Origin of the sequence: Leeuwenhoekiella sp. NPDC079379 (genome assembly GCF_044542075.1) — a bacterium.
Classification (GTDB): Bacteria; Bacteroidota; Bacteroidia; order Flavobacteriales; family Flavobacteriaceae; genus Leeuwenhoekiella.
Genome location: NZ_JBITTU010000011.1, coordinates 80,644 through 90,513, shown reverse-complemented (window position 1 = coordinate 90,513; position 9,870 = coordinate 80,644). Strand labels below are relative to the sequence as shown.

Sequence of the window (9,870 nt, the reverse complement as noted above, 5' to 3'; positions counted from 1 at the left end):
ACAGTATGTGATAATGGTACACCAGCATTATGTGATACAGCAACGGTAACTATCGAAGTTATTGCAGATACTAGAAACTTTACAGTAGCTAATGACGATGCATTCTTCGGATACTTAGGAGCTGAAATAACCGGAAACGTCCTTACTAATGATAGCGATCCAGAAGGAGACCTTCCATTAGCTGTAACCGGAAACACCAATGCTGCAAACGGAACAGTTACTTTAGCAGCTGACGGAAGCTTAAGCTATGTACCTAATGCAGGCTTTAGTGGTTCAGATCAGTTTACTTACGACATAGTAGATACAGCTGGTTCGGTAGATACAGCGACTGTATACATTACTGTAGATCCTAGTGCGGCTAACACCATCCTTGCGATCAACGATATCAACGATACGTTTGTGAATCAACCGGTAAGTGACAATGTGGGAACTAATGATGAGAATCCTGACGGTCCTGTTGGAAGTGAGGTATTCACAGTAGTAACGCAGCCTACAAATGGTACTTTAGTATTCAATCCTGACGGAAGCTATACGTATACACCAAACACAGACTTTATAGGTGAAGATACTTTCGCTTACCAGGTATGTGATGCAGGTATTCCACAGGCTTGTGATAGTGCAGACGTAACTGTACAAGTGATCCCTGAAGGGACTCCAGATAATGTAGCACCTGTAGCTAATGATGATACAGCAATTACTGAAGCAGGCACTCCTGTAGATGGTAATGTATTGACTAACGACTTTGATCCTGACGGAGATGTTCTTACTGTAACTGGCAATACAAATCCAACAAACGGAACAGTAGTAGTTAATCCTGACGGAACATTCACCTATACTCCAAACCCAGATTTTACAGGAGAGGATAGTTTTGAATACACAGTATGTGATAGTGGTACACCAGCATTATGTGATACTGCGATTGTAACTGTAGATGTAATTGCAAATGCAAATAATATAACTGTAGCTAACGATGATGCTTATTTTGGTTTCATTGGTGAAACTATAAATGGAAATGTACTCACTAATGATAGCGATCCTGAAGGAGATAGCTTTACAGTAACTTCAAATACAGATCCATCAAATGGAACTGTGGTTATACTAGCAGATGGTAGTCTTACGTATACTCCAAATGGAATCTATAGTGGAACAGACCAGTTTACCTATACGATTACAGATGCTAATGGAGCAACTGATACAGCAACGGTTTACATCAGTATTGATCCTAGTCCAAATGGAGGTAATACCATATTAGCAGTTACTGATATCAATGATACGTTTGTTAACCAGCCGGTAAGTGGTAACGTAGGAACTAATGATGAGAATCCTGACGGTCCTGCCGGTTCAGAAGTTTTCACAGTAGTAACACAGCCTACAAACGGTACTTTGGTATTTAATCCTGACGGAAGCTATACCTATACACCAAACACAGACTTTATAGGTGATGATACATTTACATATCAAATATGTGACGGTGGAAGTCCTCAAGCTTGTGATACTGCATCGGTATATATTCAAGTTGTTCCTCTTGAAACAACTCAGAATGACCCACCGGTAGCTAATGCTGATACAAATACTACAGAGGTAGGAGTTAGTATTGATGGTAATGTACTAAGTAATGATTTCGACCCAGATGGTGATCCAATTACTGTAACTAGTAATACAAATCCTGCTAACGGAACAGTAGTAGTTAATCCTGATGGAAGCTATACTTACACTCCAGGACCTGGTTTTGTTGGAGAAGATAGTTTTGAATATACAGTATGTGACAACGGTAATCCACAAGCTTGTGATTCAGCAATTGTAATAATTAATGTTATACCTGATGCAGGTAACATTACAAATGCTAATGATGATGCTTATTTTGGAGAAATGAATGAGAGTATAAGTGGTAATGTTTTAGATAATGATACCGATCCAGAGGGACAAACACAATCTGTAGATGTGGCATTGTCACCTGCTAATGGTCCTGCAAACGGAACAGTAGTTATTAACGCCGACGGTACTTTTATCTATACACCAGATACAGACTTTGCAGGTAATGATCAATTTACATATCAGATATTTGATGCAGGTTCACCTGTAGCAACTGATACAGCAACGGTTTATATTTTAGTCTCAGAGAAACCGAATCCTTTAATCCAACTTGTGAAAACAGGAATATTTAATGATGAAAACGCTGATACATTTGCACAAGTAGGGGAGACAATAACTTATACCTTCACGGTTACTAATACTGGCAATACTGTTGTAAGTGGTATTGTTATCGATGATGCGTTCTTAGGTATTACAGGATTAACTATAGATCCGGCAGATTTATCACCGGGCGATGTTGGTGTTGTAACAGCGAGTTATACAATCACTCAAAATGATATTGAAGCAGGATTTGTAACCAACTCTGCTTTAGCAACAGGTAAAGATCCATTTGATGAGGATGTAACTGATACATCAGACAATGGAGATGAAACTGTAGATGATGATGGTGATGGTGATCCTACAAATGATCCAACTATTACAAATACTCCAGGCTTAACAGGTCTTAGTATATATAAATTTGGAACTTGGAACGACGAGGATGGTGATCAATTACCTGAAGCTGGAGAGACTATTACCTATACCTTTACGGTAAGAAATACTGGAGAAACAGCTATATTTGATATAGTGATCGATGATCCACTAGTTACTGTAACAGGAGGTCCTATTGATTTAGCAGCAGGAGCAATAGATACAGACACCTTTAGTGCTATCTATGTAATTACTCAGGATGACATTGAAAACGCAGGTGTTACTAACCAGGCTATAGGTAGTGGTTTATTAACAAACGGAAATGTTATAGAGGATTTATCAGATAACGGTGATGATGAAGTGGAAACAGTTGATAATCCAGATAATGAAGATGGTGATCCAACGAATGATCCTACATTTACAAGATTAGATGGTGTTTTAGATAGAGAGGATATCATTGTATACAATGTTATGACTCCTAACGGTGATGGTTTAAATGATGTATTTATGATACAGAACATAACTGATTTCCCTAATAATACGGTTCAAATATTTAACCGTTGGGGTGTAGAAGTGTTCAGTACTAAGGCATACGATCCTAATTCAGATAATGCATTTAGAGGATTCTCTGATGGTCGTGCAACCGTAAGAAGAGGTGAGCGTTTACCTACAGGTACTTACTATTACATCATTACTTACGAACGAGATAGTGGAGAAATACGTAAGTTGGCTTCATTCTTATACATTAATTAATAAAGCATCACTCAATGAGTAATTATAGTAACAAGCTTATGACGATGAATAAAAACTTAGGTAAGTTAATTGTACTAGTTGTTTTGCTTTTTGCAGGATCTAGTTACGGTCAGCAAGATCCCCAGTATACACAATACATGTATAATCCCTTGGTAATAAATCCTGCTTACGCAGGTAACCGAGGGGTTACCAGTATTGTATTGTTACATCGTAGTCAATGGGTAGGCCTTGATGGTGCGCCTCGAACACAGAATCTTTCAGTACATAGTCCTGTAGGATTGGGTAAAGTAGGTGTAGGATTTAGCTTAGTGAATGATGTGCTGGGACCGGCTAGAGAAACTAATTTTAGTGGAGATTTTAGTTATACTATAGAAACAGGAGCAGAGGGTAAATTCAGTTTTGGTATCAAAGGAACTTTAAATTTATTAGATGTAGATTTTAGCAGAACAAATCCTTTTAATGCTGGTGATCCATTTCTGATTAATATAGATAATAAGCTTTCTCCTAATGTGGGAGTAGGGATATTCTATCACGATTCTAAGTTTTATGGAGGTTTGTCTGCACCTTATTTACTTCAGACAGATCATTTTGAAAGAAGTGGTACAAGCGGAGCAGAAACTTTTGTAGCTGAAGAACGTATTCATTACTATGGCTTAGCAGGTTATGTTTTTGATATAGGTAGAGATGTAAAATTTAAACCTTCGACATTAGTTAAAATGGTAGCTGGTGCTCCCTTAGCAGTTGACGTAAATGCAAATTTTTTATTCTATGATAAACTTACTTTAGGAGCATCTTACAGATGGAGTGCTGCTTTAAGCGGTCTTGTAGGATTTCAGGTTTCTGATGGAATGCTTATAGGTTTTGCATATGACAGAGAAAGCACAGATCTTGGTAACGCAACATATAATGACGGTACCTACGAACTCTTTATACGCTTTGAATTATTCAAGGAGTACAACAGAATGCTTACGCCGCGATTCTTTTAATTCCCTAAATTTTCAACCCCATGAATCAAAAAATTATTTTTACACTGGTAATTTTGCTATCACTAGCTTCATTTAGCATTAATGCTCAGGAGCGAGAAATAGCAAATGGAACCAAGCAATTCAACAGGTATGCTTTTGTAGATTCTCAAAAGATATTTTTAAAAGTTGCTGAAGCTGGTTATGAGTCTTCAGAACTTTTTAGCAAGCTCGGAGATGCATTTTATTATAATGCAGACTACACGGAAGCTGAAATGTGGTATAATAAATTAGTAGAAAAGTACCCTGCTGATGTAACTCCAGACCAGTATTTTAGATACGCCCAGACTTTGAGAGCTATTAAAGAATATGATAAATCTCTTGAAATGATTAAGCGCTACAAGGAGCTTATGAGCACTGAAGGCACAGATTATTATAATGGAACTACTGCAGAAGTTCGTACAGGTTATGTAAATGGTACGTACGAAATTCAACGACTTAATGTAAATACAGTGGGCTATTCAGATTTTGCACCTTCATTTTTTGGTGAGCAATTGATGTTTGCATCTACCAGAGATACAGGTACAATGTCAACACGAATTCATAAGTGGAATAACCAACCTTTTTTAGATTTATATACAGGATCTATTGAAGATGATGGACAAGTTAAGTCTGCAAGTAAATTAAAGGGCCCGGTAAATACCGAGTTTCACGAAAGTACAGCGACTTTCTCTGCTGATGGGGTTACAATGTATTTCACAAGAAACAACTTCACTAAAAATCAATATAAAAGTGATTCTAAGCGTACAAATAAACTTAAGCTCTATAAATCTGTAAAAGGAAGCAACGGTCAGTATGGGGTAGCTACAGAACTTCCATTTAATAGTGATTCTTTTTCAACAGCCCATCCCGCCTTATCACCAGATGGTAAAACCTTATATTTTGCGTCAGACCGTGATGGTTCTTTTGGAGAATCTGATATTTGGAAAGTTGAGCTAACAGATGCCGGTGGTTTCGGTACTCCTGAAAACTTAGGTGCTGGTATAAATACACCAGGAAGAGAAACATTTCCATTTGTTGATAGTAATGGTAAACTCTATTTTTCTACAGATGGCCGTGGTGGTTTAGGAGGTTTAGATATTTACAGTTATGATTCTGAAAAAAACGAAATAACTAATGTTGGTGAGCCTATAAATAGCACTAAAGACGATTTTACATTTATATATGACACTGAATCTGAAACCGGTTATTTTGCTTCTAATAGAGCTAATGACCCATTAGATGATGATATATACGGTTTTGTACGTACTGCTTGTGACAGTAAAGTGACCATTCTTGTTGTAGATAAAGCTACTGGGAAACCACTAAATAATTCTTTAGTAGGGGTTCGTAATCTAGAAAATGAGCTTATAGTTTCTGGTGAAACTGAAGAACCGAACGCTTCTTATTTATTTGAAAATCCTAATTGCGACACTGATTATTTCGTGAGGGCAGAAAAAGAAGGATATAGTACTGCAGAGAAATTAATTAACGTACCTAAAGAGAGTAGTGATGTTACTGTGATTATAGAATTAGAACAATCTATAACAAGTATTCCTCCAGACTTTGATTTAGGTAAGCTTATTAATCCTATCTATTTTGATTTTGACAAATCAAATATACGTCCTGATGCAGCTGTTGAGTTAGCTAAAATTATTGAAGTATTGAAAGAGTATCCTATGTTGAAAATAGACGTAAGATCTCATACAGATAGTAGAGGAGTAGATGCCTATAACTTAGCTTTATCTGAAAGACGAAATAAATCTACAATAAACTATATCATAGAAAAAGGTGGTATAGACAAAGAGCGATTAACCGGTAGAGGTTATGGAGAGACACAACTTTTAAATAAATGCAGTAATGGTGTTAAATGTAGTGAAGAAGATCACCAGCTCAACCGTAGAAGTGAATTTATTGTTCAAGACTATTAATGCGCATTTAATATAACAAATACCCAAAAGCCTTCTGAATAAGAAGGCTTTTTCTATTGTAAGCCCTTAGTTGTATTTGTACATTTACAACTAAAAAGAAATATGAATGAAGAACTTGTCATTCTTGTTGATGAAAATGATCAACAAGTAGGATTAATGCCTAAGATGGAAGCTCATGAAAAAGCCTTATTACATAGGGCATTTTCAGTATTTGTCTTTAATGAAAACAAAGAGCTTATGTTACAACGAAGAGCTTTACATAAATATCATTCTCCGGGTTTATGGACGAATACCTGTTGTAGTCATCAGCGTGAGGGTGAATCTAATATTGCTGCTGGTAAGCGTAGACTTATGGAAGAAATGGGTTTTGTTACAGATTTAGATGAAAGCATTTCCTTTATATATAAAGCGCCATTTGATAATGGATTAACTGAGCACGAATTTGATCATATACTTCTAGGAAATTATGAAGGTTTGCCAAACCTCAATCCTGATGAAGTGTCAGAATGGAAGTGGATGTCTCTAGAGGATATAAAAATAGATATGATTAGTAATCCTAATGTGTATACAGAATGGTTTAAGATCATTTTTGATAAATTTTATAAACATATTGAGCAATGAGTGTAACAGTTAAGCGAAAAGCGCATTTTAACGCTGCTCATAGGCTTTTTAGAGCAGACTGGGATGCTGATAAGAATTTTGAAATATTCGGAAAATGTAGCTATCCTAATTATCACGGGCACAATTATGATCTAATAGTGGCGGTGACTGGAGATATAGATCCTGAAACCGGTTTTGTGATTGATTTAAAAATTTTAAAAGATTTAATAAAATCTGAAATCGAAGAACCTTTTGACCATAAAAATTTGAATCTTGATGTACCAGAATTTTCAAATTTAAATCCAACTGCAGAAAACATTTGTGTGGTAATTTACAATAAGCTTCGTAAGAAATTAGAGGCTAAATTTAAAATTGAAATTACACTGTATGAGACGCCTCGTAATTTTGTCACGTATTCGGGAAGTTAAGCTATGATAAAGTTAGGAGATAAACTACCCGTTTTTGAATTAGAAAATCAGCATGCCGAAATGTTTAGTTCAACGACTATTGAGAGTAAGGCTGTAGTTATTTATTTTTATCCTAAAGATTTTACACCCGGCTGCACTGCAGAAGCTTGTGAATTTAGAGATAAATATGAAGATTTTAAAGATGTAGGAGCAGAAGTAATAGGTGTTAGCTCTGATGATACTGTATCCCACGCAAAATTTTCAAAGAGACATAAACTTCCTTTTATAATGCTATCAGATACTAAAGGAAAAGTTAGAAAACAATTTGGTGTTAAGTCATCGCTTATGGGGCTTTTACCGGGTAGGGAGACATTTGTTTTCGATAAATCGGGATCTTTAATAATGCGCTATAATAGTATTAAATCTAAAAATCATATTTCAAAAGCGTTAAAAGCGCTTACTAATGAATAATTTCAGACTATGAGTAACACACTTTATCCCTTTACATTTGAACCCGTTTTAAAAGAAAAAATCTGGGGCGGAAATAAACTGAATGAACTATTTAATAAAGGTAATAATTCTGCCGCTAAATTAGGGGAGAGCTGGGAAATTGCAGACTTAGAAGAGGGGCAAAGTATTGTGAAAAATGGTTTTTTAAAGGGAGCTACTTTAAAAGAAATTATAGCAAAAGATCCTGCTTCAGTTTTAGGAGAACGCGTTTATAAACAATTTGGGCTTCAATTTCCTTTACTCATTAAATTTATAGATGCAGCGAGTGATCTTTCAATACAAGTACACCCTACTGATGAGACTTCACCTACTGGGGTAGGAAAGACTGAGATGTGGTATATTATGCAGGCAGATAGCGGTGCAGAGCTTACAGTAGGATTTAGCGAGAAGATTTCTAAAGAAGATTATGATACGCATATTAAAAACTTGAGTATCGAAAATGTTATGAATCAACACAAAGTTAAAAAAGGGGATGCCTTTTTTATCAATGCAGGTCGTATACACGCCATTGGCGGTGGTGTTATGCTAGCTGAAATTCAACAAACATCAGATGTTACCTATAGAGTTTATGATTATAATCGTAAAGATGATTCTGGAAATTTGAGAGATTTACACGTTGCAGAGTCTCGTGAAGTTCTCGACTTTGAGCTCACTGAAGATTTTAAGCTAAATTATAATCGTACAGCCATAAATACAGCGCAAACAGTTAAACACCATACGTACTTTAAAACAGATTGGGTACATATAAACGATAACAAATATAGTATTGCTAGAGTTGATTCATTCACCATTATTATAATCGTATCTGGTGAGTTGGCCTATTCAGGAAGCGGTGAGGAAGGCAAACTTGCAGCTGGGGAAACTTTGCTAATACCTGCTAAAAATGCTGGAGTTGTTTTAAAAGCTGCGTCTTGTGAAATTCTTGAAGTGTATTTATAAATCGTGCGTAAAATAAACGTACTTTTGCAAAAAATTAAATTATGGCAAATATTAGAGACCTTAAAAAAGATATAAATTTTGTTTTAGGTGATATTATAGACGCAGTTTACCTTTGGGAAGCTTTAAATCCTAAAGAAGATCGTACTAAATCTGAAGCAATTGTTGATGACGCTATTGCAACTTTTGATGAATTAATCGCAAAAGTGAATAACAATAAAGTTGAAAACAGAAGTAAGCATCTTAAAGAAGTAAATGCAGAATTAGAGACTAAAGGTAGAGCACTTATTGAGCGTGTAAATGCTCTTTAAGCAATATCTACGATCATAAAAAATGCCCTAAATCTATAGATTTAGGGCATTTTTTATACTTAACGACTTCGTTATTCTTACTCTTCTACTGTTGTTACTGTTGTAGTTGCCTCCTCATTGTCTGAAGTCTTTCTGTCTTTTATAAAGTCTTTTAAGACACTACCGTATTTAGACTTTTTTACTTTAGGTTCTAAAGAATTATATATGGTATCTAAATACTTTAAGTTGGCGTCAAAGATTTCAGATATTGCTAAATAGGGAGCGATCTCAAATTGCTTATTATTCATTGCAAAATTTACGGTATATAAATACTTACGCTTGGTTAAATTCTGCAGCTTCTGATCGTAATAAATAATAGAGTCTTCTGTTTCTTGTTTACGTGCTTCAAAATTTTTCTTAATCAGATCAAGATTTTCGTCGTTAAAACGGCGTATTATTTTATTATACTCTTCTAACTTAATTTGGTTTTCAGAACCGGTAATGGCAGCCTGACTTTCAAAATTTTTCAAAGAGGTATTCAAAGTCATCTCTCCGGGTTCAGCAAAAAACATTATACGATCATCATATTCATAAGCATCTACTTTCTCTAGAGTTAGATATAAAATCTGAGGTTCTTTTAGTTTAGCATAGAATTCAAACTCAGAATCACCTTCAACTATAAGACTGTCTATATTAACAAGTGTTGTGTCTTCTACACGTTGTAAATAAAGTTTTCCTTTTTTTAAACCATTAATTTTTCCGGTTAAGGTAAAATCTGAATCTTTATTGCAAGCTACTAATGTAGTTAAGCAAATGATAATAAGAGTAAATTTAATTCGCATTAGTTTTTGTTTGTTCCGGTACAAATATGCCTAAAATCTTCTTTAAAAACTAGCGTAGACATTGAATCAGGCTATTTATATTTCTAAAAATTTCAATA

Annotated in this window: 9 protein-coding genes; 8 read left to right on the top strand and 1 reads right to left on the bottom strand. The window is 35.3% G+C overall.

Annotation, left to right across the window (positions count from 1 at the left end):
• From ACIGAM_RS16815 to ACIGAM_RS16780, 8 genes are all read left to right on the top strand, one after another.
• The coding region (locus ACIGAM_RS16815; protein ID WP_396512639.1) for an Ig-like domain-containing protein at positions 1-3,255 on the top strand (3,255 nt) is incomplete at its 5' end.
• A 14-nt stretch (positions 3,256-3,269) separates the two neighbouring features.
• Positions 3,270-4,241, top strand: coding sequence for a type IX secretion system membrane protein PorP/SprF (locus ACIGAM_RS16810; protein WP_396512638.1), 972 nt, complete (start codon positions 3,270-3,272; stop codon positions 4,239-4,241).
• Between the two features lie 20 nt (positions 4,242-4,261).
• Positions 4,262-6,187 carry an OmpA family protein gene (locus tag ACIGAM_RS16805; RefSeq protein WP_396512637.1) on the top strand — a complete coding sequence of 642 codons (1,926 nt, stop codon included), beginning with the start codon at positions 4,262-4,264 and terminating at the stop codon, positions 6,185-6,187.
• 102 nt (positions 6,188-6,289) lie between these two features.
• Positions 6,290-6,808 (top strand): isopentenyl-diphosphate Delta-isomerase, encoded by a 519-nt coding sequence (idi, locus tag ACIGAM_RS16800; protein WP_396512636.1) that lies wholly within the window; start codon positions 6,290-6,292, stop codon positions 6,806-6,808.
• Positions 6,805-7,215, top strand: coding sequence for a 6-pyruvoyl trahydropterin synthase family protein (locus ACIGAM_RS16795; protein WP_396512635.1), 411 nt, complete (start codon positions 6,805-6,807; stop codon positions 7,213-7,215). Before idi ends, ACIGAM_RS16795 begins: the two co-directional genes overlap by 4 nt.
• A gap of 3 nt (positions 7,216-7,218) precedes the next feature.
• Positions 7,219-7,665, top strand: coding sequence for a peroxiredoxin (locus tag ACIGAM_RS16790; protein ID WP_396512634.1), 447 nt, complete (start codon positions 7,219-7,221; stop codon positions 7,663-7,665).
• Positions 7,666-7,674: 9 nt separating this feature from the next.
• Positions 7,675-8,643 carry a type I phosphomannose isomerase catalytic subunit gene (locus ACIGAM_RS16785; RefSeq protein WP_396512633.1) on the top strand — a complete coding sequence of 323 codons (969 nt, stop codon included), beginning with the start codon at positions 7,675-7,677 and terminating at the stop codon, positions 8,641-8,643.
• Between the two features lie 41 nt (positions 8,644-8,684).
• Complete coding sequence (locus ACIGAM_RS16780; RefSeq protein ID WP_396512632.1) at positions 8,685-8,951, top strand: hypothetical protein; 267 nt, start codon at positions 8,685-8,687, stop codon at positions 8,949-8,951.
• Between the two features lie 77 nt (positions 8,952-9,028).
• Here ACIGAM_RS16780 and ACIGAM_RS16775 read toward each other — a convergent pair whose 3' ends face one another.
• Positions 9,029-9,772 (bottom strand): DUF4369 domain-containing protein, encoded by a 744-nt coding sequence (locus ACIGAM_RS16775; RefSeq protein ID WP_396512631.1) that lies wholly within the window; start codon positions 9,770-9,772, stop codon positions 9,029-9,031.
• Positions 9,773-9,870: the final 98 nt, after the last annotated feature.

Excerpts from the sequence above, each read along its gene's own strand:
- ACIGAM_RS16805 (WP_396512637.1), top strand. The coding sequence starts at position 4,262 with ATGAATCAAAAAATTATTTTTACACTGGTAATTTTGCTATCACTAGCT.
- ACIGAM_RS16810 (WP_396512638.1), top strand. The coding sequence starts at position 3,270 with ATGAGTAATTATAGTAACAAGCTTATGACGATGAATAAAAACTTAGGT.
- idi (WP_396512636.1), top strand. The coding sequence starts at position 6,290 with ATGAATGAAGAACTTGTCATTCTTGTTGATGAAAATGATCAACAAGTA.
- ACIGAM_RS16785 (WP_396512633.1), top strand. The coding sequence starts at position 7,675 with ATGAGTAACACACTTTATCCCTTTACATTTGAACCCGTTTTAAAAGAA.
- ACIGAM_RS16790 (WP_396512634.1), top strand. The coding sequence starts at position 7,219 with ATGATAAAGTTAGGAGATAAACTACCCGTTTTTGAATTAGAAAATCAG.
- ACIGAM_RS16780 (WP_396512632.1), top strand. The coding sequence starts at position 8,685 with ATGGCAAATATTAGAGACCTTAAAAAAGATATAAATTTTGTTTTAGGT.
- ACIGAM_RS16795 (WP_396512635.1), top strand. The coding sequence starts at position 6,805 with ATGAGTGTAACAGTTAAGCGAAAAGCGCATTTTAACGCTGCTCATAGG.
- ACIGAM_RS16775 (WP_396512631.1), bottom strand. The coding sequence starts at position 9,772 with ATGCGAATTAAATTTACTCTTATTATCATTTGCTTAACTACATTAGTA.